This is a genomic window from Pseudomonas sp. GD04158 (assembly GCF_029834875.1).
GTDB classification, from domain to species: domain Bacteria; phylum Pseudomonadota; class Gammaproteobacteria; order Pseudomonadales; family Pseudomonadaceae; genus Aquipseudomonas; species Aquipseudomonas hydrolytica.
This window is the reverse complement of record NZ_JAODYT010000030.1, coordinates 26,767-51,773: the sequence shown is the minus strand read 5'-3', so window position 1 is coordinate 51,773 and position 25,007 is coordinate 26,767. Positions and strand designations below refer to the sequence as shown.

General features: G+C 59.4%; 24 protein-coding genes and 4 tRNA genes. All 28 read left to right on the top strand.

What is annotated here, in order from left to right:
- The first annotated feature begins 96 nt into the window (after positions 1 to 96).
- On the top strand, positions 97 to 1,062 hold the full coding sequence (gene birA, locus N7333_RS13455) for a bifunctional biotin--[acetyl-CoA-carboxylase] ligase/biotin operon repressor BirA (RefSeq protein WP_129484224.1): 966 nt from the start codon (positions 97 to 99) through the stop codon (positions 1,060 to 1,062).
- Positions 1,052 to 1,798 (top strand): pantothenate kinase, encoded by a 747-nt coding sequence (locus tag N7333_RS13450; protein WP_012019785.1) that lies wholly within the window; start codon positions 1,052 to 1,054, stop codon positions 1,796 to 1,798. The genes birA and N7333_RS13450 overlap by 11 nt, the downstream gene beginning before the upstream one ends.
- 8 nt (positions 1,799 to 1,806) lie before the next feature.
- The gene (locus N7333_RS13445; RefSeq protein ID WP_004373453.1) at positions 1,807 to 2,484 is read left to right on the top strand and encodes an SPOR domain-containing protein; all 678 of its coding nucleotides are present in this window, start codon (positions 1,807 to 1,809) and stop codon (positions 2,482 to 2,484) included.
- Between the two features lie 141 nt (positions 2,485 to 2,625).
- Positions 2,626 to 2,710 (top strand) — tRNA-Tyr (locus tag N7333_RS13440).
- A 24-nt stretch (positions 2,711 to 2,734) separates the two neighbouring features.
- Positions 2,735 to 2,808, top strand: a tRNA-Gly gene (locus tag N7333_RS13435).
- Between the two features lie 26 nt (positions 2,809 to 2,834).
- Positions 2,835 to 2,910: transfer RNA gene (locus N7333_RS13430), tRNA-Thr, on the top strand.
- 84 nt (positions 2,911 to 2,994) lie between these two features.
- The gene (tuf, locus tag N7333_RS13425) at positions 2,995 to 4,188 is read left to right on the top strand and encodes an elongation factor Tu (protein WP_004373450.1); all 1,194 of its coding nucleotides are present in this window, start codon (positions 2,995 to 2,997) and stop codon (positions 4,186 to 4,188) included.
- A 53-nt stretch (positions 4,189 to 4,241) separates the two neighbouring features.
- Positions 4,242 to 4,317 (top strand) — tRNA-Trp (locus N7333_RS13420).
- Positions 4,318 to 4,359: 42 nt separating this feature from the next.
- On the top strand, positions 4,360 to 4,728 hold the full coding sequence (secE, locus tag N7333_RS13415; protein ID WP_004373448.1) for a preprotein translocase subunit SecE: 369 nt from the start codon (positions 4,360 to 4,362) through the stop codon (positions 4,726 to 4,728).
- Positions 4,729 to 4,737: 9 nt separating this feature from the next.
- Positions 4,738 to 5,271 carry a transcription termination/antitermination protein NusG gene (nusG, locus tag N7333_RS13410; protein WP_004373446.1) on the top strand — a complete coding sequence of 178 codons (534 nt, stop codon included), beginning with the start codon at positions 4,738 to 4,740 and terminating at the stop codon, positions 5,269 to 5,271.
- Between the two features lie 119 nt (positions 5,272 to 5,390).
- Positions 5,391 to 5,822 carry a 50S ribosomal protein L11 gene (rplK, locus tag N7333_RS13405; protein ID WP_004373444.1) on the top strand — a complete coding sequence of 144 codons (432 nt, stop codon included), beginning with the start codon at positions 5,391 to 5,393 and terminating at the stop codon, positions 5,820 to 5,822.
- Complete coding sequence (rplA, locus tag N7333_RS13400; RefSeq protein ID WP_024309661.1) at positions 5,822 to 6,517, top strand: 50S ribosomal protein L1; 696 nt, start codon at positions 5,822 to 5,824, stop codon at positions 6,515 to 6,517. Before rplK ends, rplA begins: the two co-directional genes overlap by 1 nt.
- Positions 6,518 to 6,728: 211 nt before the next feature.
- Positions 6,729 to 7,229 carry a 50S ribosomal protein L10 gene (gene rplJ, locus N7333_RS13395; RefSeq protein WP_003463333.1) on the top strand — a complete coding sequence of 167 codons (501 nt, stop codon included), beginning with the start codon at positions 6,729 to 6,731 and terminating at the stop codon, positions 7,227 to 7,229.
- A gap of 80 nt (positions 7,230 to 7,309) precedes the next feature.
- Positions 7,310 to 7,681, top strand: a complete 372-nt coding sequence (gene rplL / locus N7333_RS13390; protein WP_004373436.1) for a 50S ribosomal protein L7/L12 — start codon at positions 7,310 to 7,312, stop codon at positions 7,679 to 7,681.
- Positions 7,682 to 7,903: 222 nt separating this feature from the next.
- Positions 7,904 to 11,977, top strand: coding sequence for a DNA-directed RNA polymerase subunit beta (rpoB, locus tag N7333_RS13385; protein ID WP_252576692.1), 4,074 nt, complete (start codon positions 7,904 to 7,906; stop codon positions 11,975 to 11,977).
- A 63-nt stretch (positions 11,978 to 12,040) separates the two neighbouring features.
- Positions 12,041 to 16,240 (top strand): DNA-directed RNA polymerase subunit beta', encoded by a 4,200-nt coding sequence (gene rpoC / locus N7333_RS13380; RefSeq protein ID WP_004373432.1) that lies wholly within the window; start codon positions 12,041 to 12,043, stop codon positions 16,238 to 16,240.
- A gap of 146 nt (positions 16,241 to 16,386) precedes the next feature.
- Entirely contained in the window at positions 16,387 to 16,758 is a 372-nt protein-coding gene (gene rpsL / locus N7333_RS13375; RefSeq protein ID WP_004373429.1) for a 30S ribosomal protein S12, read from the top strand.
- Positions 16,759 to 16,862: 104 nt separating this feature from the next.
- Positions 16,863 to 17,333, top strand: coding sequence for a 30S ribosomal protein S7 (gene rpsG, locus N7333_RS13370; RefSeq protein WP_003246741.1), 471 nt, complete (start codon positions 16,863 to 16,865; stop codon positions 17,331 to 17,333).
- Positions 17,334 to 17,363: 30 nt separating this feature from the next.
- Positions 17,364 to 19,511 carry an elongation factor G gene (gene fusA, locus N7333_RS13365; protein ID WP_129484233.1) on the top strand — a complete coding sequence of 716 codons (2,148 nt, stop codon included), beginning with the start codon at positions 17,364 to 17,366 and terminating at the stop codon, positions 19,509 to 19,511.
- A gap of 30 nt (positions 19,512 to 19,541) precedes the next feature.
- A complete protein-coding gene (gene tuf, locus N7333_RS13360; RefSeq protein WP_004373450.1) occupies positions 19,542 to 20,735 on the top strand; it encodes an elongation factor Tu in 1,194 nt (397 codons plus the stop codon).
- Between the two features lie 155 nt (positions 20,736 to 20,890).
- The gene (gene rpsJ, locus N7333_RS13355) at positions 20,891 to 21,202 is read left to right on the top strand and encodes a 30S ribosomal protein S10 (RefSeq protein ID WP_003243886.1); all 312 of its coding nucleotides are present in this window, start codon (positions 20,891 to 20,893) and stop codon (positions 21,200 to 21,202) included.
- A gap of 83 nt (positions 21,203 to 21,285) precedes the next feature.
- Complete coding sequence (rplC, locus tag N7333_RS13350; RefSeq protein ID WP_003243888.1) at positions 21,286 to 21,915, top strand: 50S ribosomal protein L3; 630 nt, start codon at positions 21,286 to 21,288, stop codon at positions 21,913 to 21,915.
- 14 nt (positions 21,916 to 21,929) lie between these two features.
- Entirely contained in the window at positions 21,930 to 22,532 is a 603-nt protein-coding gene (gene rplD, locus N7333_RS13345) for a 50S ribosomal protein L4 (RefSeq protein ID WP_003243889.1), read from the top strand.
- Positions 22,529 to 22,828 carry a 50S ribosomal protein L23 gene (rplW, locus tag N7333_RS13340; protein ID WP_252576690.1) on the top strand — a complete coding sequence of 100 codons (300 nt, stop codon included), beginning with the start codon at positions 22,529 to 22,531 and terminating at the stop codon, positions 22,826 to 22,828. The genes rplD and rplW overlap by 4 nt, the downstream gene beginning before the upstream one ends.
- 14 nt (positions 22,829 to 22,842) lie before the next feature.
- Positions 22,843 to 23,667, top strand: coding sequence for a 50S ribosomal protein L2 (gene rplB, locus N7333_RS13335; RefSeq protein ID WP_003243893.1), 825 nt, complete (start codon positions 22,843 to 22,845; stop codon positions 23,665 to 23,667).
- A gap of 16 nt (positions 23,668 to 23,683) precedes the next feature.
- Complete coding sequence (rpsS, locus tag N7333_RS13330) at positions 23,684 to 23,959, top strand: 30S ribosomal protein S19 (protein WP_003243896.1); 276 nt, start codon at positions 23,684 to 23,686, stop codon at positions 23,957 to 23,959.
- Positions 23,960 to 23,970: 11 nt separating this feature from the next.
- On the top strand, positions 23,971 to 24,303 hold the full coding sequence (rplV, locus tag N7333_RS13325; protein WP_003103908.1) for a 50S ribosomal protein L22: 333 nt from the start codon (positions 23,971 to 23,973) through the stop codon (positions 24,301 to 24,303).
- A gap of 13 nt (positions 24,304 to 24,316) precedes the next feature.
- Positions 24,317 to 25,003, top strand: a complete 687-nt coding sequence (gene rpsC / locus N7333_RS13320) for a 30S ribosomal protein S3 (RefSeq protein WP_003243898.1) — start codon at positions 24,317 to 24,319, stop codon at positions 25,001 to 25,003.
- Positions 25,004 to 25,007 lie beyond the last annotated feature (4 nt).

The following is a 25,007-nucleotide window of genomic DNA, read 5'->3' as shown; positions in this document are numbered from 1 at the left end:
ACGTTTTGTCCTGAGATCCTGGTGGCAGAGGCTGTTTTCTATGCAAGCGCGGGGCTCGTCGTTATCATGCCAGCCTTGTTCTTGGCGGGGCCTGGCATGCTGGCATTGTTGAAACTTCTGCAGGATGGGCGCTTTCATTCCGGCGAGGCCTTGGGGGGCGTGCTGGGTATCAGTCGTAGCGCGATCTGGAAGCAATTACAGAGTCTGGAGGCTGAGCTGGGGATCGAAGTGTTCAAGGTTCCCGGTCGCGGTTACCGGTTGTCTGCCCCTATGACATTGCTGAATGCCAAAGAGATTGAGCGAAACGCCGGTGATACGGGGTGGCCTGTTTTCGTTGAGGCCAGCCTGGATTCGACCAATGCGGAAGTGTTTCGCCGTCTCGAGTCCGGCTGTGGAGCGCCCTTCGTCCTGCTTTCCGAGCGACAGACCGCCGGACGTGGGAGGCGAGGGCGTGCCTGGGCGAGCCCCTTCGCGGAAAATCTTTACTGCAGTTTGGCGTTGCGGGTCGATGGCGGTATGCGCCAGGTCGAGGCTCTCAGCCTGACGGTCGGCTTGGCGGTGGCAAAGGCGCTGCGGGCCAGCGGTCTGGAGGCTGCCGGACTCAAATGGCCGAATGACATTCTGGTCGATGGCCAAAAGATTGCCGGCATACTGCTGGAGCTTTCCGGAGATCCGGCAGATGTCTGTCATGTCGTCATAGGCGTTGGGATCAACGTGAACATGGCGGTCGATGCGACGGCGGCGATAGATCAGCCTTGGACGTCGATGCGTCAGCATCTAGGGCGAATGATCGATCGAAATGAGCTGGCGGGCGAGGTGCTTCGTCAGTTGACGCGCTATGTGTCTCTTCATTGGCAGAGTGGTTTTTCCAGCGTGCGCGATGAATGGGAGGTGCTCCATCTGTGGCGCGGCCGTCCGGTGGCGCTACTGGCTGGCACCAACGCGACGCTGGGGGTGGTGCTGGGTGTCGACGATCGTGGCGCCATTCGTCTCGAGGTGGATGGTGTCGAACAGGTTTTCAGTGGCGGTGAGTTGAGCCTGAGGTTGCAGCATGATTCTTGAGCTCGACTGCGGTAACAGTTTCATCAAGTGGCGAGTGATTTCGCCTGGCGGCCGTGAGCGTATCTGTGCAGGCATCGTCGACTCCGACGACGGGCTTTTCGAGGCTCTTGCCGGTTCCGGTGTGAAGGTACAGCGCTGCCGCCTGGTCAGCGTGCGCAGCGATGCAGAGACCGAGCAGTTGGTCACTCGATTGAAAGCCTCACTAGGTGTCGAGGTGGTCTGCGCGCAGTCCTCCAGCCAGGTGGGTGGCGTTCGCAACGGCTATCACGACTATCAGCGTCTGGGGTTGGACAGGTGGTTGGCGCTGCTTGGTGGTTATCATCTGGGGCAGCGGGCCTGCTTGGTGGTCGACTTGGGCACCGCTGTGACGGCTGATTTCGTTTCCGCCGATGGCGAGCATCTCGGAGGGTTCATTTGCCCGGGGCTGCCCCTCATGCGAGATCAGTTGAGCACCCATACCCGGCGCATTCGCTATGACCGGGAGGTTGCGCTGGCAGCATTGCAAGAGCTCGAACCTGGTCGCTCAACTGCAGAGGCTGTAGAGCGTGGCTGCTTGCTGATGTTGAGAGGGTTCGTCGCCGAGCAGCTGGCTCAGGCGCGCTCGCGCTTTCCCGGTGGCTTCGAGGTCTTCCTGACGGGAGGGGACGCTGAGCTGGTGCGGGATGCGGTGCCAGAGGCTCAGGTCGTTCCTGATCTGGTTTTCGTTGGGCTGGCTATCGCCTGCCCCTTGAGTTGAGACAAGGCATGCGCTGGATTCTTCTGCTGCTCATATTGCTCAATGCCTTTTATTACGTGTGGCATCAACAGCAGGCTCCCTTGCGGGCCAAGGAAGTGGCGCCGGCGGGCGCCTATCAGGGTGCGAGGCAGGATATTCGCTTGCTGAGCGAGTCCAGCTCGCCGCGCGCCAGGGCGGATGAATCCGCGTCTGCCAGTGCATCTGCTGCTGTGTGTCTCTATCTCGGAAGCTTCGAGGCAGAAGAGAAGGCCAGAGTGGTCGAGCAGCGCCTGTTGAGTCTGGATATTCAGGCCGAGGTGCGTAGTGTTGATGCTGCGGCCGGGGTCGAGTATTGGGTCTATCTGCCGCCGCTCGCCTCCAGGCAGGCATCTCTTCGTCAGTTGCGAGAGCTTCAGGCGCGGCGCATCGACAGTTACATCATTACCCAGGGCGAGCTGGCCAATGGCATTTCTCTCGGGATATTTCCTCGCGGCGATTCGGCTGGCAGTGTCATGCAGCGCTTGCGGGAGGCGGGGTACGAGCCCCAGATGCGCGAACTGTCGCGTGCGCATCGCAGCTTCTGGGTGCGTGTAGCGCCTGAAAGCAGGCGCTTGGCCGATGAGTTTTTACTTGGGCGTTTGGCTGGAGACTTTGCTGGTTTGCAGCATCAATTAATGCCGTGTGAAGGCGTTGCATTGCTCCAGTAGTTTGCATAGAATGGCGCCCGCTTCGCAGGGTGGTCAAAGTTGGTTCCCGACGAAGATGTTGTCAAAGTAGCTAACCTCAAGATTTTAATGAGAAAAAGCTTGACAGCAGGGTGGCAGATCTAGAAAATGCCGCCTCACTTTGGAGGGGTTCCCGAGCGGCCAAAGGGATCAGACTGTAAATCTGACGTCATCGACTTCGAAGGTTCGAATCCTTCCCCCTCCACCAGATTCGGCGTGAGCTGCAGGCTCCGCGGGTATAGTTCAGTGGTAGAACCTCAGCCTTCCAAGCTGATGATGCGGGTTCGATTCCCGCTACCCGCTCCAGTTTGTGGTTGGCGCAATAGAGTTTGGCTCATGTAGCTCAGCTGGTAGAGCACACCCTTGGTAAGGGTGAGGTCAGCGGTTCAAATCCGCTCATGAGCTCCATCTAATGAAGGCAGATATGAAAGTATCTGCCTTTGTTTTAATGGCGGCATGGCTTGCTCAATTCTTCGCTAGGAGACGGTCAAGATGGCTAAAGAGAAATTCGAACGTAACAAACCGCACGTCAACGTCGGCACCATCGGTCACGTTGACCACGGTAAGACCACTCTGACCGCTGCCCTGACTCGCGTCTGCTCCGAAGTATTCGGTTCGGCTCGTGTTGATTTCGACAAGATCGACAGCGCTCCGGAAGAAAAAGCTCGTGGTATCACCATCAACACCGCGCACGTAGAGTACGACTCCAACATTCGTCACTACGCGCACGTTGACTGCCCGGGTCACGCTGACTATGTGAAGAACATGATCACCGGTGCTGCCCAGATGGACGGCGCGATCCTGGTCTGCTCGGCTGCCGACGGCCCCATGCCGCAAACCCGTGAGCACATCCTGCTGTCCCGTCAGGTTGGCGTTCCGTACATCGTTGTCTTCCTGAACAAGGCTGACATGGTTGACGACGCCGAGCTGCTGGAGCTGGTCGAGATGGAAGTTCGCGACCTGCTGAGCACCTACGATTTCCCGGGTGACGACACTCCGATCATCATCGGCTCCGCGCTGATGGCGCTGAACGGCGAAGACACCAACGAGCTGGGCACCAGTGCCGTCAAGAAGCTGGTTGAGACTCTGGATACCTACATTCCTGAGCCGGTTCGTGCCATCGATCGTCCGTTCCTGATGCCGATCGAAGACGTGTTCTCGATCTCCGGCCGCGGTACTGTAGTAACCGGTCGTGTCGAGCGCGGTATCGTCAAAATCCAGGAAGAAATCGAAATCGTTGGTCTGCGTCCGACCACCAAGACCACCTGCACCGGCGTTGAGATGTTCCGCAAGCTGCTGGACGAAGGTCGTGCTGGTGAGAACTGCGGCGTGCTGCTGCGCGGCACCAAGCGTGATGAAGTCGAGCGTGGTCAGGTTCTGGCCAAGCCGGGCACCATCAAGCCGCACACCAAGTTCGAAGCTGAAGTGTACGTGCTGTCCAAGGAAGAAGGTGGTCGTCACACCCCGTTCTTCAAGGGCTACCGTCCGCAGTTCTACTTCCGTACCACTGACGTGACCGGTTCGTGCGAACTGCCGGAAGGCGTTGAGATGGTAATGCCGGGCGACAACATCAAGATGGTTGTTACCCTGATCAAGCCGATCGCCATGGAAGACGGCCTGCGTTTCGCGATCCGCGAAGGCGGTCGTACCGTCGGTGCCGGCGTGGTTGCCAAGATCATCGAGTAATCGGTTGATCTGTTCCTCTCGGGCCGGCATAATGGTCGGCCTGATTTTGCTTTAGGTCAGTAGCTCAATTGGCAGAGCGGCGGTCTCCAAAACCGCAGGTTGGGGGTTCGATTCCCTCCTGACCTGCCATTTTCTAACGAATCTGGCGTGTCTTTCACAGGATCCTCTCGAATGAATGTTAAGGCTGAAGCCAAAGACTCTCGCTTTGATCTGGTCAAGTGGCTGGTTGTCGCTGCCCTGGTTGCTGTGGGTGTCGTGGGTAATCAGTACTTCTCTGCTGAGCCGGTTCTGTATCGTGTTCTGGGTCTGGTGGCGTTGGCTGCTGTTGCTGCGTTCGTGGCATTTCAGACTGCTCGTGGTCAGGCCTTTGCGGTGCTGCTGAAAGAAGCGCGCGTCGAGATTCGTAAAGTTGTTTGGCCGACCCGCCAGGAGACCATGCAGACCACTCTGATCGTGGTTGCAGTGGTTCTGGTAATGGCGCTGCTGCTGTGGGGGCTCGATTCCCTGCTCGGTTGGCTTGTTTCCCTGATTGTTGGTTAAGGGTGTCTCGTGGCTAAGCGTTGGTACGTCGTGCATGCTTACTCGGGTTACGAGAAGCATGTCATGCGCTCGCTCATCGAGCGCGTGAAGCTGGCTGGCATGGAAGATGACTTCGGTGAGATTCTCGTTCCCACTGAAGAAGTGGTCGAGATGCGCAATGGTCAGAAGCGCAAGAGTGAGCGCAAGTTCTTCCCTGGCTATGTTCTGGTGCAGATGGAAATGAACGAGGCGACTTGGCACTTGATCAAGGATACGCCGCGCGTCATGGGTTTCATTGGTGGCACTGCCGACAAGCCGGCGCCGATCACCGAAAAAGAAGCCGAAGCCATCCTGCGTCGTGTTGCCGACAGTGGTGACAAGCCCAAGCCGAAGACGCTGTTCGAGCCGGGCGAGATGGTTCGTGTTGTCGATGGTCCGTTCGCCGATTTCGGTGGCGTGGTCGAAGAAGTGAATTACGAGAAGAGCCGCATCCAGGTTGCTGTGACCATCTTCGGTCGCTCCACCCCGGTCGAGCTGGAGTTCAGTCAGGTCGAAAAGGCATAACTGACATAAGCATCCCTCACCCCGCAGCCTTAGGCTGCGGGGTTTTGTCGTCACTGGGATAAATGCGTAAGTAACCTCGGGGAGCCGTCAGGCGTTCGAACCCGAAATTGGAGTAGCTAATGGCTAAGAAGATTCAGGCTTATATCAAGCTGCAGGTTAAAGCCGGTCAGGCAAACCCGTCGCCACCCGTCGGTCCCGCTCTGGGTCAGCACGGCGTGAACATCATGGAATTCTGCAAGGCGTTCAACGCCAAGACTCAGGGCATGGAACCTGGTCTGCCGACTCCTGTGATCATCACCGTTTACAGCGACCGCAGCTTCACCTTTGAAACCAAGAGCACCCCGGCATCGGTACTGCTGAAGAAGGCCGCTGGCCTGACCAGCGGCTCCGCTCGTCCGAACACCGTCAAAGTAGGCACCGTTACCCGTGCTCAGCTGGAAGAGATCGCCAAGACCAAGCAGGCCGATCTGACTGCCGCTGACCTGGATGCGGCCGTGCGCACCATCGCCGGCTCCGCTCGTAGCATGGGCCTGAACGTGGAGGGTGTGTAATGGCTAAGTTGACCAAGCGCCAAAAGGCCATCGCGGCCAAGGTTGAAGCCGGCAAGGCCTACACCTTCGAAGAAGCTGCCAGCCTGCTGGCCGAGCTGTCTGCCGTCAAGTTCACCGAGTCCTTCGACGTCGCCGTGAACCTGGGCGTAGACCCGCGTAAATCCGACCAGGTCGTACGTGGCGCCACCGTTCTGCCGAACGGCACTGGCAAGACCGTACGCGTTGCCGTGTTCACCCAGGGTCCGGGCGCTGAAGCTGCCCTGGCTGCCGGTGCCGACAAGGTTGGTATGGACGATCTGGCTGCCGAAATGAAGGCCGGCGATCTGAACTACGACGTGGTCATCGCTTCCCCGGACGCCATGCGCGTCGTTGGCCAGCTGGGCCAGGTACTGGGTCCGCGCGGCCTGATGCCGAACCCGAAAGTCGGCACCGTGACTCCGGACGTCGCTACCGCCGTGAAGAACGCCAAGGCTGGTCAGGTGCGTTTCCGTACCGACAAGAACGGCATCATCCACACCTCCGTCGGCAAGGTCGGCTTCGAAGCCGCCGCGCTGAAGCAGAACGTGGAAGCCCTGCTGTCCGACCTGAAGCGTCTGAAGCCGTCGACCTCGAAAGGTATCTACGTCAAGCGCGTGACCCTGAGCACCACCATGGGTCCGGGTCTGATCATCGATCAGGCTTCGCTCGACGCGTAAGTGATTGGGCCGGCAGCCGTGTGCTGCCGGCTTTGAAAGATTGGGGTCCCTGCCTGGCGGGGGCTATCCAAGACCGTAGGTGACTCACGTTTTAAATGTCAGGTTCGCCTGATGGCCTACGCAGATGGTGCTCCCGATTCGTTACCGAATCAGACACCAAAACGCCGCCGAACCTCGGTTTGGCGAAACGGTAAAATCCAGGAGTAAACCCGTGGCAATTAAACTCGAAGACAAGAAGGCCATCGTCGCTGAAGTCAACGAGGCTGCCAAAGCCGGTCTGTCCGCTGTCGTGGCTGATGCCCGTGGCGTGACTGTCGGCGCAATGACCGGACTCCGTAAAGAGGCCCGCGAAGCTGGTGTGTACGTGAAAGTCGTGCGTAACACCCTGCTCAAGCGCGCCGTTGAAGGCACTCAGTTCGACGTGCTCAACGACGTGTTCAAAGGCCCGACCCTGATCGCTTTCTCCAACGAACACCCGGGCGCTGCTGCTCGTCTGTTCAAGGAGTTCGCCAAGGGTCAGGACAAGTTCGAGATCAAGGCAGCTGCGTTCGAGGGCAAGTACCTCGCAGCAAACCAGATCGACGTACTGGCAAGCCTGCCGACCCGCGACGAGGGCATCGCCCAGCTGATGAGCGTTATCCAAGGCGCCACCAGCAAACTCGCTCGCACTCTGGCAGCCATTCGCGACCAGAAAGAAGCTGCTGCTGCCTAAGGCGGCGTGAGCCCTTTCGAAATCAAACGTTTAATTTGATGGTCGCGTAGGCCGTCACCCCAATACAGGAATTGATAGTCATGTCTCTGACTAACGAGCAAATCATCGAAGCTATCGGCCAGAAATCCGTTATGGAAATCGTTGAGCTGATCAAGGCGATGGAAGAAACCTTCGGCGTTACCGCTGCTGCTGCCGTTGCCGCTGGCCCGGCTGCTGGCGCTGCTGCCGCTGTTGAAGAGCAAACCGAGTTCAACGTTGTCCTGGCTGAAGCCGGCGACAAGAAAGTGAACGTGATCAAGGCTGTTCGCGAGCTGACCGGTCTGGGCCTGAAAGAAGCCAAGGAGAAGGTCGACACCGCTCCTCAGGTCATCGCTGAAGGTCTGACCAAAGAAGCTGCTGAAGACGCCAAGAAGAAGCTGGAAGAAGCTGGCGCCAAGGTCGAGCTCAAGTAAGTTCGCACCTTGCGTCTACAGCCCGAGCGATTCGCACAAGGCTGACGGCTGGTGGCTTTTGCCACCGGCCTTTTTCCGTTCTAGGTTGGCTGTTCGTCAGCCGACCTGGAGCCGGGAAAGATCCCGCCCGAGAGGCGGTTGCAAACCGAGGGTTTGCACGATTTTCTGGTCATCGCCGCCGGCGCTGACCAAACAAGCAGGTGACCAAGCTGGGGAACGCTGATGGCTTACTCATACACTGAGAAAAAACGTATCCGCAAGGACTTTAGCAAGTTGCCGGATGTCATGGATGTGCCTTACCTCCTGGCCATCCAGCTGGATTCCTATCGCGAATTCCTGCAGCAAGGGGTGAGCAAGGAGCAGTTCCGTGACATCGGCCTGCATGCGGCCTTCAAATCCGTATTCCCGATCATCAGCTACTCCGGCAACGCCGCCCTGGAGTACGTCGGCTATCGCCTGGGCGAGCCGGCGTTCGACGTCAAGGAGTGCGTCCTGCGTGGCGTGACCTTCGCCGTGCCGCTGCGCGTGAAAGTACGTCTGATCATTTTCGACAAAGAATCGTCGAACAAAGCGATCAAGGACATCAAAGAGCAGGAAGTGTACATGGGCGAAATTCCGCTCATGACCGAGAACGGTACCTTCGTCATCAACGGTACCGAGCGCGTGATCGTTTCCCAGCTGCACCGTTCGCCGGGCGTGTTCTTCGACCACGACCGTGGCAAGACCCACAGCTCGGGCAAGCTGCTGTACTCCGCTCGCATCATCCCCTACCGCGGTTCCTGGCTGGACTTCGAGTTCGATCCGAAGGACGCGGTATTCGTGCGTATCGACCGTCGCCGCAAACTGCCGGCGTCCGTCCTGCTGCGCGCGCTCGGCTACAGCACCGAAGAGGTGCTGGATGCCTTCTACGACACCAACGTGTTCCACGTTAAGAACGAGAGCCTGAGCCTGGAGCTGGTGCCTCAGCGTCTGCGTGGCGAAGTCGCGGTTCTGGACATCAAGGACGCCAGCGGCAAGGTGATCGTGGAGCAGGGCCGTCGTATCACGGCTCGCCACATCAACCAGCTGGACAAGGCTGGCATCAAGGAGCTGGAAGTTCCGCTCGATTACGTCATTGGCCGTACCACTGCCAAGGCCATCGTGCACCCGGCTACCGGCGAGATCATCGCCGAGTGCAACACCGAGCTGACCGCCGACCTGCTGGCCAAGATGGCCAAGGCCAACGTCGTTCGCTTCGAGACCCTGTACACCAACGACATCGATTGCGGTCCGTTCATCTCCGATACCCTGAAGATCGACAGCACCACCAATCAGCTGGAAGCGCTGGTCGAGATCTACCGCATGATGCGTCCCGGCGAGCCGCCAACCAAGGACGCTGCCGAGACCCTGTTCAACAACCTGTTCTTCAGCGCCGAGCGTTACGACCTGTCCGCCGTGGGCCGCATGAAGTTCAACCGTCGTATCGGTCGCACCGAGATCGAAGGTTCGGGCGTGCTGAGCAAGGAAGACATCGTTGCCGTACTCAAGACCCTGGTCGACATCCGTAACGGCAAGGGCATCGTCGACGACATCGACCACCTGGGTAACCGTCGCGTGCGTTGCGTCGGCGAGATGGCCGAGAACCAGTTCCGCGTTGGTCTGGTGCGCGTCGAGCGCGCGGTCAAGGAACGTCTGTCCATGGCCGAAAGCGAAGGCCTGATGCCGCAGGACCTGATCAACGCCAAGCCGGTTGCGGCGGCGGTGAAGGAGTTCTTCGGTTCCAGCCAGCTCTCGCAGTTCATGGACCAGAACAACCCGCTCTCCGAGATCACCCACAAGCGCCGCGTCTCCGCACTCGGTCCGGGCGGTCTGACCCGTGAGCGCGCCGGCTTCGAAGTCCGCGACGTACACCCGACCCACTACGGCCGTGTGTGCCCGATCGAAACCCCTGAAGGTCCGAACATCGGTCTGATCAACTCGCTGGCTGCCTACGCCCGCACCAACCAGTACGGCTTCCTGGAGAGCCCGTACCGCGTGGTCAAGGAAGGCAAGGTCACCGACGAGATCGTGTTCCTGTCCGCCATCGAAGAAGCCGATCACGTGATCGCCCAGGCGTCCGCCACCCTGAACGACAAGGGTGAGCTGGTCGACGAGCTGGTAGCCGTACGTCACCTGAACGAATTCACCGTCAAGGCGCCGGAAGACGTCACCCTGATGGACGTATCGCCGAAGCAGGTAGTCTCGGTTGCCGCCTCGCTGATTCCGTTCCTCGAGCACGACGACGCCAACCGTGCACTCATGGGTTCGAACATGCAGCGTCAGGCTGTTCCGACCCTGCGCGCCGACAAGCCGCTGGTAGGTACCGGCATGGAGCGCAACGTCGCCCGTGACTCCGGCGTCTGCGTCGTGGCCCGTCGTGGCGGCGTGATCGACTCGGTCGATGCCAGCCGTATCGTGGTTCGCGTCAACGACGACGAAGTCGAGACTGGCGAAGCCGGTGTCGACATCTACAACCTGACCAAATACACCCGCTCCAACCAGAACACCTGCATCAACCAGCGTCCGCTGGTGAGCAAGGGTGATCAGGTAGCGCGTGGCGACATCATGGCTGACGGCCCGTCCACCGACATGGGTGAACTTGCGCTGGGTCAGAACATGCGCGTTGCGTTCATGCCGTGGAACGGCTTCAACTTCGAAGACTCCATCTGCCTGTCCGAGCGCGTGGTTCAGGAAGACCGCTTCACCACCATCCACATCCAGGAACTGACCTGTGTGGCGCGTGACACCAAGCTCGGCCCAGAGGAAATCTCCTCTGACATCCCGAACGTGGGTGAAGCGGCTCTGAACAAGCTGGACGAAGCCGGTATCGTCTACGTCGGCGCCGAAGTTGGTCCGGGCGACATCCTGGTCGGTAAGGTCACCCCGAAAGGCGAGACCCAGCTGACTCCGGAAGAAAAACTGCTGCGTGCGATCTTCGGTGAGAAGGCGTCCGACGTGAAGGACACCTCCCTGCGCGTGCCGACCGGCACCAAGGGCACCGTCATCGACGTGCAGGTCTTCACCCGTGATGGCGTCGAGCGCGACAGCCGCGCCCTGGCCATCGAGAAGCAGCAGCTGGACGAGATCCGCAAGGACCTCAACGAAGAGTTCCGCATCGTCGAAGGCGCGACCTTCGAGCGTCTGCGTTCGGCTCTGGTTGGCGCGATCGCCGAAGGCGGCGCGGGTCTGAAGAAAGGCACCGCGATCACCGACGAGTTCCTCGACGGTCTCGAGCGTGGCCAGTGGTTCAAACTGCGCATGGCCGACGACGCCCTGAACGAGCAGCTGGAGAAGGCCCAGGCCTACATCTCCGACCGCCGTCAGATGCTCGACGACAAGTTCGAAGACAAGAAGCGCAAGCTGCAGCAGGGCGATGACCTGGCGCCGGGCGTGCTGAAGATCGTCAAGGTCTACCTGGCCATCCGCCGTCGCATCCAGCCGGGTGACAAGATGGCCGGTCGTCACGGTAACAAGGGTGTGGTCTCGGTGATCATGCCGGTCGAAGACATGCCGCACGACGCCAACGGCACGCCGGTGGACATCGTCCTGAACCCGCTGGGCGTACCGTCGCGTATGAACGTCGGTCAGATCCTCGAAACCCACCTGGGCCTCGCGGCCAAGGGCCTGGGCGAGAAGATCAACCGCATGCTCGAAGAGCAGCGCAAGGTTGCCGAACTGCGCAAGTTCCTCGCCGAGATCTACAACGAGATCGGTGGTCGTCAGGAAAACCTCGACGAGTTCTCCGATACCGAGATCCTCGAGCTGGCGAAGAACCTCAAAGGCGGTGTACCGATGGCGACTGCCGTGTTCGACGGCGCCAAGGAAACCGAGATCAAGGCCATGCTGAAGCTGGCCGATCTGCCGGAAAGCGGCCAGATGCGCCTGTTCGACGGTCGTACCGGTAACCAGTTCGAGCGCCCGACCACCGTCGGCTACATGTACATGCTGAAACTGAACCACCTGGTGGACGACAAGATGCACGCGCGTTCCACTGGTTCCTACAGCCTGGTTACTCAGCAGCCGCTGGGTGGTAAGGCGCAGTTCGGTGGTCAGCGCTTCGGGGAGATGGAGGTCTGGGCGCTGGAAGCCTACGGCGCCGCCTACACCCTGCAGGAAATGCTGACCGTGAAGTCGGACGACGTGAACGGCCGTACCAAGATGTACAAGAACATCGTGGATGGCGATCACCGTATGGAGCCGGGCATGCCCGAGTCCTTCAACGTACTGATCAAAGAGATCCGTTCGCTCGGCATCGACATCGATCTGGAAACCGAATAACACGACGTGAATCGGCAGCGGGGCTAGTCCAGCTCGCTGCCCGCTCCGCCAGGAGGAAAGGCCTTGAAAGACCTACTGAATTTGCTGAAAAACCAGGGTCAGATCGAAGAGTTCGACGCCATCCGCATCGGGTTGGCCTCGCCTGAGATGATCCGTTCGTGGTCGTTCGGTGAAGTTAAAAAGCCGGAAACCATCAACTACCGTACCTTCAAGCCTGAGCGCGACGGCCTGTTCTGCGCCAAGATCTTTGGCCCGGTCAAGGACTACGAGTGCCTGTGCGGCAAGTACAAGCGCCTCAAGCACCGCGGCGTGATCTGCGAGAAGTGCGGCGTTGAAGTGGCCCTGGCCAAGGTTCGTCGTGAGCGCATGGCGCACATCGAACTGGCCTCGCCGGTTGCCCACATCTGGTTCCTCAAGTCGCTGCCGTCCCGTATCGGCCTGCTGATGGACATGACCCTGCGTGACATCGAACGCGTGCTCTATTTCGAGAGCTACGTGGTGATCGATCCGGGCATGACCACCCTCGAGAAGGGCCAGCTGCTGAACGACGAGCAGTACTTCGAAGCCCTCGAAGAGTTCGGTGACGACTTCGACGCGCGCATGGGCGCCGAGGCCGTCCGCGAGCTGCTGCACGCCATCGACCTGGATCACGAGATCGGCCGCCTGCGTGAAGAGATTCCGCAGACCAACTCCGAGACCAAGATCAAGAAGCTGTCCAAGCGCCTGAAGCTGATGGAAGCCTTCAAGGACTCCGGCAACCTGCCGGAGTGGATGGTGCTGACCGTTCTGCCGGTGCTGCCGCCGGACCTGCGTCCGCTGGTACCGCTGGATGGCGGCCGCTTCGCGACTTCGGACCTGAACGATCTGTATCGCCGCGTGATCAACCGTAACAACCGTCTGAAGCGCCTGCTCGATCTGTCGGCGCCGGACATCATCGTGCGCAACGAAAAGCGCATGCTGCAGGAAGCGGTCGACGCCCTGCTCGACAACGGCCGTCGCGGTCGCGCCATCACCGGCTCGAACAAGCGTCCGCTGAAGTCGCTGGCCGACATGATCAAAGGTAAGCAAGGTCGCTTCCGTCAGAACCTGCTCGGTAAGCGCGTGGACTACTCCGGTCGTTCCGTGATCACCGTGGGCCCGACCCTGCGTCTGCACCAGTGCGGTCTGCCGAAGAAGATGGCCCTGGAACTGTTCAAGCCGTTCATCTTCGGCAAGCTGGAAATGCGTGGTCTGGCGACCACTATTAAGGCCGCCAAGAAGATGGTCGAGCGCGAGCTGCCGGAGGTCTGGGACGTTCTCGCTGAAGTGATCCGCGAACACCCCGTCCTGCTCAACCGCGCACCGACCCTGCACCGTCTGGGTATCCAGGCGTTCGAGCCGGTACTGATCGAAGGTAAGGCGATTCAGCTGCACCCGCTGGTCTGCGCCGCGTACAACGCCGACTTCGACGGTGACCAGATGGCCGTTCACGTGCCGCTGACCCTGGAAGCCCAGCTCGAAGCGCGCGCGCTGATGATGTCGACCAACAACATCCTCTCGCCCGCCAACGGCGAGCCGATCATCGTGCCGTCGCAGGACGTGGTACTGGGTCTGTACTACATGACCCGTGAAGCGGTGAACGCCAAGGGTGAAGGTCGCGTCTTCGCCGACCTGCAGGAAGTCGACCGCGTGTTCCGCGCCGGCGAAGCGTCCCTGCACGCCCGCGTGAAAGTGCGTATCAACGAAACCGTCAAAGAAAAAGACGGTTCGATCACCAAGAACACCCGTATCGTCGACACCACCGTCGGCCGTGCGCTGCTGTTCCAGATCGTGCCGGCGGGCCTGTCCTACGACGTGGTCAACCAGCCGATGAAGAAGAAGGCGATCTCCAAGCTGATCAACCAGTGCTACCGCACCGTGGGTCTGAAGGACACCGTCATCTTCGCTGACCAGCTGATGTACACCGGTTTCGCCTACTCGACCATCTCCGGTGTGTCGATCGGCGTGAACGACTTCGTCATCCCGGAAGAAAAGGCGCGCATCATCGACGCCGCCACCGAGGAAGTGAAGGAAATCGAGTCGCAGTACGCCTCCGGCCTGGTCACCCAGGGCGAGAAGTACAACAAGGTGATCGACCTCTGGTCGAAGGCCAACGACGAAGTGTCCAAGGCGATGATGGCCAACCTCTCGAAAGAGCCGGTTGTCGATCGCGAAGGCAAGACCGTCGAGCAGGAGTCCTTCAACTCCATGTACATGATGGCGGACTCCGGTGCGCGTGGTAGCGCCGCCCAGATCCGTCAGCTGGCCGGTATGCGTGGCCTGATGGCCAAGCCGGACGGCTCCATCATCGAGACGCCGATCACCGCGAACTTCCGCGAAGGTCTGTCGGTTCTGCAGTACTTCATCTCCACCCACGGTGCTCGTAAGGGTCTGGCGGATACCGCACTGAAGACCGCGAACTCCGGTTACCTGACCCGTCGTCTGGTCGACGTGGCCCAGGATCTGGTGGTGACCGAGATCGATTGCGGCACCGAGCAGGGCCTGCTGATGACCCCGCACATCGAAGGTGGTGACGTCGTCGAGCCGCTGGGTGAGCGCGTACTGGGCCGTGTGATTGCCAAGGACGTGTTCAAGCCGGGCACCGAGGACGTCATCGTTCCGGCCGGCACCCTGATCGACGAGAAGTGGGTCGAGTTCATCGAGCTCAACAGCGTCGACGAAGTGGTCGTGCGTTCGCCGATCACCTGCGAAACCCGCTACGGCATCTGCGCCAAGTGCTACGGTCGCGACCTGGCTCGCGGTCACCAGGTCAACATCGGTGAAGCGGTCGGCGTCATCGCCGCCCAGTCCATCGGTGAGCCGGGTACCCAGCTGACCATGCGTACCTTCCACATCGGTGGTGCTGCAAGCCGTACCTCGGCTGCCGACAGCGTCCAGGTGAAGAACGGTGGTGCGATCCGTCTGCACAACCTGAAGCACGTCGAGCGTGTCGACGGCAACCTGGTAGCGGTTTCCCGCTCCGGCGAGCTGGCCGTGGCCGACGAGTTCGGTCGTGAGCGCGAGCGCTACAAGCTGCCGTACGGTGCCGTGATCTCCGTGAAGGAAGGTGACAAGGTCGACGCTGGCGCCATCGTCGCCAAGTGGGACCCGCACACCCACCCGATCGTGACCGAAATGAAGGGTATCGTGACCTTCGTCGGCATGGAGGAGGGCATCACCATCAAGCGTCAGACCGACGAACTCACCGGTCTGACCAACATCGAGGTTCTCGATCCGAAGGATCGTCCGGCTGCTGGCAAGGACATTCGTCCGGCCATCAAGATGGTCGACGCCAACGGCAAGGAACTGCTGCTGCCGGGTACCGACGTTCCCGCCCAGTACTTCCTGCCTGCCAACGCCCTGGTCGGCGTGGCGGACGGTGCGCAGATCGCGGTCGGTGACGTTATCGCCCGTATCCCGCAGGAAACCTCGAAGACTCGCGACATCACCGGTGGTCTGCCGCGCGTTGCCGATCTGTTCGAAGCTCGTCGTCCGAAGGAAGCTTCGATCCTGGCGGAAATCAGCGGCACCATCAGCTTCGGCAAGGAGACCAAGGGCAAGCGCCGTCTGGTCATCACCCCGACCGATGGCAGCGATCCGTACGAGGAGCTGATTCCGAAGTGGCGTCACCTGAACGTCTTCGAGGGCGAACAAGTGAACCGCGGCGAAGTCATCTCCGACGGCCCGAGCGATCCGCACGACATCCTGCGTCTGCTGGGTGTCAGCGCGCTGGCCAAGTACATCGTCAACGAGATCCAGGACGTTTACCGTCTGCAGGGCGTGAAGATCAACGACAAGCACATCGAGACCATCCTGCGTCAGATGCTGCGTAAGGTTGAAGTCACCGAGTCCGGCGATTCGTCCTTCATCAAGGGCGACCAGATGGAACTCACCCAGGTTCTGGGCGAGAACGAGCGTCTGGCCGAAGAGGACAAGTTCGTCGCCAAGTACACCCGCGTACTGCTGGGTATCACCAAGGCGTCGCTGTCCACCGAGTCCTTCATCTCGGCAGCGTCCTTCCAGGAAACCACCCGCGTCCTCACCGAGGCGGCGGTCACTGGCAAGCGCGACTACCTGCGTGGTCTGAAAGAGAACGTGGTCGTGGGTCGTCTGATCCCGGCCGGTACCGGTCTGGCCTATCACAGCGAGCGCAAGCGCAAGCGTGATGCCGACAAGCCGGTACGTGTCAGCGCCAGTGAGGTGGAAGCCGCACTGACCGAAGCGCTGAACTCCAGCGGAAATTGAGTCGAAGCCTCGCTAGTTCGCTAGCGGGGCTTTGCCTTGACTGGGGGCGTGAGTCTCTTTAGACTCATGCACCCCTAAATTTGGCAGGGCGTTTGGCTCTGCCATCTTTATTTGTGAGCGTCGAAAGACAACAGTGGAGCTAGTAGATGGCAACTATCAACCAGCTGGTACGTCAGCCGCGTAAGCGTATCGTCGAGAAATCCGACGTGCCTGCGCTGCAGAACTGCCCGCAGCGCCGTGGCGTGTGCACCCGCGTGTACACCACCACGCCGAAGAAACCTAACTCGGCACTGCGTAAAGTGTGCCGTGTGCGTCTGACCAACGGCTACGAAGTGTCTTCGTACATCGGCGGTGAAGGCCACAACCTGCAAGAGCACAGCGTCGTGCTGATCCGTGGCGGTCGTGTAAAGGACCTTCCGGGTGTGCGCTACCACACCGTGCGTGGTTCGCTGGATACCTCCGGCGTCAAAGACCGTAAGCAGGGTCGTTCCAAGTACGGTACCAAGCGTCCGAAATAAGGCCGCTTGATCCTTTTTATTTAGTTGAGTCGATAAGAGTAAGGTCGGGCGCGGCGTTCGCCGTTGGTCCCGAGCTAACCTGAAGACCGTTTGAGGGCTTATCAATGCCAAGACGTCGTGTAGCAGCCAAGCGTGAGATCCTGGACGATCCGAAATACGGAAGCCAGATCCTCGCCAAATTCATGAACCACGTGATGGAAAGCGGCAAGAAGGCCGTGGCCGAGCGCATCGTTTACGGTGCTCTGGACACTGTCAAAGCACGCAAGAACAGCGATCCCCTGGAGATCTTCGAGAAAGCTCTCGACGCCATCGCTCCGCTGGTCGAAGTCAAGTCCCGCCGTGTAGGCGGTGCTACCTACCAGGTTCCGGTCGAAGTTCGTCCGTCCCGTCGTAACGCCCTGGCCATGCGCTGGCTGGTGGACTACGCGCGCAAGCGCGGCGAGAAGTCCATGGCTCTGCGTCTGGCTGGTGAGCTGCTGGATGCTGCTGAAGGCAAAGGCGCTGCTGTCAAGAAGCGTGAAGACGTGCACCGTATGGCCGAGGCCAACAAGGCTTTCTCGCACTACCGCTTCTAATTCCGGCTCCACTAACCTTGCGAGGGCTTTATGGCTCGTAATACAGCAATTAACCGCTACCGTAACATCGGTATCTGTGCCCACGTTGACGCGGGCAAGACCACCACTACCGAGCGGATCCTGTTCTACACAGGCCTGAGCCACAAGATGGGCGAGGTGCATGATGGCGCCGCGACCACCGACTGGATGGTTCAGGAGCAGGAGCGTGGTATCACCATTACTTCTGCTGCGATCACCACCTTCTGGGAAGGTTCTCGTCGTCAGTACGACAAGTACCGCGTAAACGTCATCGATACCCCCGGTCACGTTGACTTCACCATCGAAGTAGAGCGCTCCCTGCGCGTACTCGACGGCGCTGTCGTTGTGTTCTGCGGTACCTCGGGCGTTGAGCCGCAGTCCGAAACCGTATGGCGTCAGGCCAACAAGTACGGTGTTCCGCGTATCGTCTACGTGAACAAGATGGACCGTGCCGGTGCCAACTTCCTGCGCGTCGTCGGTCAGATCAAGAACCGTCTGGGTCACACCCCGGTTCCGATCCAGATCGCCATCGGTGCCGAAGAGAACTTCGAAGGTCAGGTCGACCTGATCAAGATGAAGGCCATCTACTGGAACGACGATGACAAGGGTACTACCTACCGTGAGGAAGAAATTCCTGCCGAGCTGGTAGACCTGGCCAACGAGTGGCGCTCCAACATGGTCGAGGCAGCTGCCGAAGCCAGCGAAGAGCTGATGAACAAGTACCTGGAAGAAGGTGACCTGTCGGCCGAGGACATCAAGGCCGGTCTGCGCGCCCGTACTCTGGCGAGCGAGATCGTGCCGGCTGTCTGTGGCTCCTCCTTCAAGAACAAGGGTGTTCCCCTGGTTCTCGATGCCGTCATCGACTTCCTGCCTGCTCCGACCGAAATTCCGGCGATCAAGGGTATTCACCCTGATCTGGCTGACAAGCCGAAAGAGCAGATGGAAGAGTCCGACTACGACGAGCGTCATGCAGACGACAACGAGCCGTTCTCGGCTCTGGCGTTCAAGATCGCTACCGACCCGTTCGTTGGTACCCTGACCTTCGTTCGCGTTTACTCGGGCGTTCTGGAGTCTGGCCAGTCGGTCATCAACTCCGTGAAAGGCAAGAAAGAGCGCGTTGGTCGTATGGTGCAGATGCACGCCAACCAGCGTGACGAGATCAAAGAGGTACGCGCTGGCGACATCGCTGCTCTGATCGGCATGAAGGACGTCACCACTGGTGAAACCCTGTGCGATCCGGACAAGCCGATCATCCTCGAGCGTATGGACTTCCCGGAGCCGGTCATCTCGGTAGCTGTAGAGCCGAAGACCAAGGCCGACCAGGAGAAGATGGGTATCGCTCTGGGCAAACTGGCTCAGGAAGACCCGTCGTTCCGCGTCAAGACCGACGAAGAGACTGGTCAGACCATCATCTCCGGTATGGGTGAGCTGCACCTGGACATCCTCGTTGACCGCATGAAGCGCGAGTTCAACGTCGAGGCCAACATCGGTAAGCCGCAGGTTTCCTACCGTGAAACCATCACCAAGGACAGCGTCGAGATCGAAGGCAAGTTCGTTCGTCAGTCCGGTGGTCGCGGTCAGTTCGGTCACTGCTGGATCCGCTTCTCGGCTCCGGACGTGGACGACAAGGGCAACATCACCGAAGGCCTGGTGTTCACCAACGAGGTTGTGGGTGGTGTGGTTCCGAAGGAATACATCCCGGCGATCCAGAAGGGTATCGAAGAGCAGATGAAGAACGGCGTCGTTGCCGGTTATCCGCTGATCGGCCTGAAGGCGACCGTGTTCGATGGTTCCTACCACGACGTCGACTCCAACGAGATGGCGTTCAAGATCGCTGCCTCCATGGCGACCAAGCAGCTGGCCCAGAAGGGCGGCGGCAAGGTGCTCGAGCCGATCATGAAGGTGGAAGTGGTAACTCCTGAGGATTACATGGGTGACGTGATGGGTGACCTGAACCGTCGTCGTGGTCTGATCCAGGGTATGGAAGATTCGGTATCCGGTAAGGTTATCCGTGCCGAAGTTCCGCTGGGCGAGATGTTTGGTTACGCTACCGACGTTCGTTCCATGTCCCAGGGTCGCGCCAGCTACTCCATGGAATTCTCCAAGTACGCAGAGGCTCCGTCGAACATCGTCGAAGCTCTGGTTAAAAAACAAGGCTAATCCCGCCCTTTAAGTAAGAGGTTTACTGTCGTGGCTAAGGAAAAATTCGAACGTAACAAACCGCACGTCAACGTCGGCACCATCGGTCACGTTGACCACGGTAAGACCACTCTGACCGCTGCTCTGACCCGCGTCTGCTCCGAAGTATTCGGTTCGGCTCGTGTTGACTTCGACAAGATCGACAGCGCTCCGGAAGAAAAAGCTCGTGGTATCACCATCAACACCGCGCACGTAGAGTACGACTCCAACATTCGTCACTACGCGCACGTTGACTGCCCGGGCCACGCCGACTACGTGAAGAACATGATCACCGGTGCTGCCCAGATGGACGGCGCGATCCTGGTCTGCTCGGCTGCCGACGGCCCCATGCCGCAAACCCGTGAGCACATCCTGCTGTCCCGTCAGGTTGGCGTTCCGTACATCGTTGTCTTCCTGAACAAGGCTGACATGGTTGACGACGCCGAGCTGCTGGAGCTGGTCGAGATGGAAGTTCGCGACCTGCTGAGCACCTACGATTTCCCGGGTGACGACACTCCGATCATCATCGGCTCCGCGCTGATGGCGCTGAACGGCGAAGACACCAACGAGCTGGGCACCAGTGCCGTCAAGAAGCTGGTTGAGACTCTGGATACCTACATTCCTGAGCCGGTTCGTGCCATCGATCGTCCGTTCCTGATGCCGATCGAAGACGTGTTCTCGATCTCCGGCCGCGGTACTGTAGTAACCGGTCGTGTCGAGCGCGGTATCGTCAAAATCCAGGAAGAAATCGAAATCGTTGGTCTGCGTCCGACCACCAAGACCACCTGCACCGGCGTTGAGATGTTCCGCAAGCTGCTGGACGAAGGTCGTGCTGGTGAGAACTGCGGCGTGCTGCTGCGCGGCACCAAGCGTGATGAAGTCGAGCGTGGTCAGGTTCTGGCCAAGCCGGGCACCATCAAGCCGCACACCAAGTTCGAAGCTGAAGTGTACGTGCTGTCCAAGGAAGAAGGTGGTCGTCACACCCCGTTCTTCAAGGGCTACCGTCCGCAGTTCTACTTCCGTACCACTGACGTGACCGGTTCGTGCGAACTGCCGGAAGGCGTTGAGATGGTAATGCCGGGCGACAACATCAAGATGGTTGTTACCCTGATCAAGCCGATCGCCATGGAAGACGGCCTGCGTTTCGCGATCCGCGAAGGCGGTCGTACCGTCGGTGCCGGCGTGGTTGCCAAGATCATCGAGTAATCGACGATCCGCTTGAGAGAAAAGGGCCCTTCGGGGCCCTTTTCTTTTGAACTGGTTAAAAGTTGACACCCCCAGGGGGCATCCGTACAATTGCGCCTCCCTCGAGCGGGCGTAGTCCGTCTGTGGGGATTAGCAGCTTGGAATCTGAGGTCAAAATGCAAAACCAACAAATCCGTATTCGGTTGAAGGCTTTTGACCATCGCCTGATCGATCAATCTACCCAGGAAATCGTGGAAACCGCGAAACGTACTGGTGCTCAGGTGCGTGGTCCGATTCCTCTGCCTACTCGTAAGGAGCGGTACACCGTTCTGATTTCTCCGCACGTCAACAAAGACGCGCGTGATCAGTACGAAATCCGCACTCATAAGCGTGTTCTGGACATCGTCCAGCCGACGGATAAAACCGTTGACGCGCTGATGAAGCTCGACCTTGCGGCAGGCGTGGAAGTGCAGATCAGCCTCGGCTAAAACCTGGCGGTTTTAGTCGTGTAACGCTCTGAAATGGGCGGCCATAGCGGGTGAAAGCCCCGTACACTCATGAGGTTTACAACATGACTATTGGTGTAGTCGGTCGTAAGTGCGGCATGACCCGCATTTTCACCGAAGAAGGTGTCTCCATTCCGGTCACGGTCATCGAGATCGAGCCGAATCGCGTCACCCAGTTCAAAAACGAGGAGTCCGATGGCTACCGCGCAGTGCAGGTCACTGTCGGTGAGCGTCGCGCCTCGCGCGTCAGCAAGGCTCAGGCCGGTCACTTCGCCAAGGCGAACGTCGCGGCAGGTCGCACTGTTATGGAGTTCCGTCTTGAAGAAGGCGACTACCAGGCTGGCGATCTGATCAACGCTGAAATTTTCCAAGCTGGTCAACTGGTGGATGTCACCGGTCAGTCCAAAGGTAAAGGCTTTGCCGGTACCATCAAGCGTTGGAACTTCCGCGGCCAGGACAACACTCACGGTAACTCCGTTTCTCACCGTGTACCGGGTTCCATCGGCCAGTGCCAGACCCCGGGTCGTGTATTCAAGGGCAAAAAGATGTCCGGTCATATGGGCGCTGAGCGCGTGACCGTACAGTCCCTGGAAGTCGTTCGCGTAGACGCCGAGCGTAATCTGCTGCTGGTCAAGGGTGCCGTTCCGGGCGCTACTGGCGGCGACGTTATCGTTCGTCCGGCTGTCAAGGCGTAAGGGGAGAATCTGAGATGCAATTGAATGTAAATGGCGCTCAGGCGATCGAAGTGTCCGATGCGACCTTCGGTGGCGAGTTCAACGAGACCCTGGTTCACCAAGCAGTCGTAGCCTACATGGCTGGCGGCCGTCAGGGCACCAAAGGCCAGAAGTCCCGTTCCGACGTTTCCGGTGGCGGCAAGCGCCCGTGGCGTCAGAAGGGCACCGGTCGTGCTCGTGCTGGTACCACTCGTGGTCCGATCTGGCGTGGCGGTGGTGTGACCTTCGCAGCGTCCACCCGTAATCACGACCAAAAGCTGAACAAGAAGATGTACCGCGCTGCTCTGCGCTCCATCCTTGCTGAGCTGGTTCGTACCGACCGTCTGGTAGTGGTTGAAGACTTCGCTGTCGAAGCTCCGAAAACCAAGGCTCTGCTGAGCAAGCTGAACGGCCTGGGTCTGAACGATGTGCTGATCGTATCCGATGCGGTCGATCAGAACCTGTACCTGGCTGCCCGCAACCTGCCGCACGTCGACGTACGTGACGTCCAGGGTTCCGATCCGGTCAGCCTGATCGCGTACGAAAAAGTGCTGGTCACTGTTTCGGCCGTGAAGAAATTCGAGGAGCTGCTGGGATGAACCAGGAACGCGTATTCAAAGTGCTGCTTGGCCCGCACATCTCCGAGAAGGCCACGGTTCTGGCTGACAAGCAAGGTCAGTTCGTTTTCAAAGTCGCTACCGATGCGACCAAGCTGGAAATCAAGAAGGCCGTCGAAAGCCTGTTCAACGTGAAGGTTGAGCGCGTTACTACCCAGAACGTTCTGGGCAAGAGCAAGCGCACCGCTCGCGGTCTGGGCAAGCGTAACGACTGGAAGAAGGCAGTTATCTCCCTTCAGCCGGGCCAAGAACTCGATTTCACCAGCAGTGCTGAGTAAGGAAGGGGTGCATCATGGCAATCGTTAAATGCAAACCGACTTCCGCTGGCCGCCGTTTTGTGGTCAAGGTGGTCAATCAGGAGCTGCACAAAGGCGCTCCGTACGCTCCGCTGCTCGAGAAGAAGTCGAAGTCCGGTGGTCGTAACAACAACGGCCGTATCACCACCCGTCATATCGGTGGTGGCCACAAGCAGCATTACCGTCTGGTCGACTTCCGTCGCAACGACAAGGATGGCATCCCTGCCACTGTCGAGCGCGTGGAATACGATCCGAACCGTACTGCTCACATCGCTCTGCTGAAGTATGCCGACGGTGAGCGTCGCTACATCATCGCCCCGAAAGGCGTTGTAGCTGGCGATCAGCTGGTAGCCGGCAACATGGCGCCGATCAAGCCGGGCAACAGCCTGCAGCTGCGCAACATTCCGGTAGGTTCGACCGTTCACGGTATCGAGCTGAAGCCGGGCAAAGGCGCGCAGATTGCTCGTTCCGCTGGTGCTTCCGCTCAGCTGATCGCGCGTGAAGGTGCTTATGTGACTCTGCGTCTGCGCTCCGGCGAAATGCGCAAAGTCCTGGCTGAGTGCCGTGCGACCCTGGGCGAAGTCTCGAACTCCGAGCACAGCCTGCGTTCGCTGGGTAAGGCTGGTGCCAAGCGCTGGCGTGGCGTTCGTCCGACCGTTCGTGGTGTTGCCATGAACCCGGTTGATCACCCGCACGGTGGTGGTGAAGGTCGTACCTCCGGTGGTCGTCATCCGGTGTCGCCATGGGGCTTCCCGACCAAGGGCGCGAAGACCCGTGCTAACAAGCGCACCGACAACATGATCGTCCGTCGTCGCAAGTAAATAGAGGGATACGACAGTGCCACGTTCTCTGAAAAAAGGTCCTTTTATCGATCTTCACCTACTGAAGAAGGTCGAAGCGGCGGTGGAAAAGAACGATCGCAAGCCGGTTAAAACCTGGTCGCGTCGTTCCATGATCCTGCCGCAGATGGTCGGTCTGACCATCGCTGTGCATAACGGTCGTCAGCATGTCCCGGTCCTCGTGAACGAAGACATGGTCGGCCACAAACTGGGCGAATTTGCCGGCACCCGTACCTATCGTGGTCACGTTGCCGACAAGAAAGGCAAGCGTTAAGGGGTTTGGAAATGGAAGTAGCCGCTAAGTTGTCGGGCGCTCGCATCTCCGCCCAGAAAGCTCGCCTGGTCGCCGACCAGATCCGCGGGAAGAAGGTGGGCGAAGCGCTCAACCTGCTGGCTTTCAGCAGCAAGAAAGCCGCCGAGATCATGAAGAAAGTGCTGGAGTCGGCCGTTGCCAACGCCGAGCACAACGAAGGCGCAGACGTTGATGACCTGAAGGTCAGCACCGTTTTCGTCAACGAAGGGCGTTCGCTTAAGCGCATCATGCCGCGTGCCAAGGGCCGTGCTGATCGCATCGTCAAGCGGTCTTGCCATATCACTGTCAAGGTTGCGGACAAGTAACGGAGTCGATCAGATGGGTCAGAAAGTACATCCCGTTGGCATCCGCCTGGGAATCGTCAAGGATCACACCTCGGTCTGGTACGCAGATGGTCGCAATTACGCCGACTACCTGAACGCCGACCTGAAGGTTCGTGCATACCTGCAAGACAAACTAAAAAGCGCGTCCGTTAGCCGTATCGACATCGCTCGTCCGGCTCAAACCGCACGCATCACCATCCACACCGCTCGTCCCGGCATCGTGATCGGCAAGAAAGGTGAAGATGTTGAGAAGCTGCGTCAGGACCTGACCAAGCAAATGGGTGTGCCGGTGCACATCAACATCGAAGAGATCCGCAAGCCGGAGCTCGACGGTATGCTGGTTGCGCAGAGCGTAGCTCAGCAGCTGGAGCGTCGCGTTATGTTCCGTCGCGCCATGAAGCGCGCTGTACAGAACGCCATGCGCATTGGTGCCAAGGGCATCAAGATCCAGGTGAGCGGTCGTCTTGGCGGCGCTGAAATTGCCCGTACCGAGTGGTATCGCGAAGGTCGTGTGCCTCTGCACACCCTGCGTGCCGATATCGATTACGCCACCTACGAAGCGCACACCACTTACGGTGTGATCGGCGTCAAGGTTTGGATCTTCAAGGGTGAGGTCATCGGTGGCCGCACTGAAGAGCTGAAGCCGCAAGCGCCCGCTCCTCGTAAAGCTGCTAAGAAATAAGGAG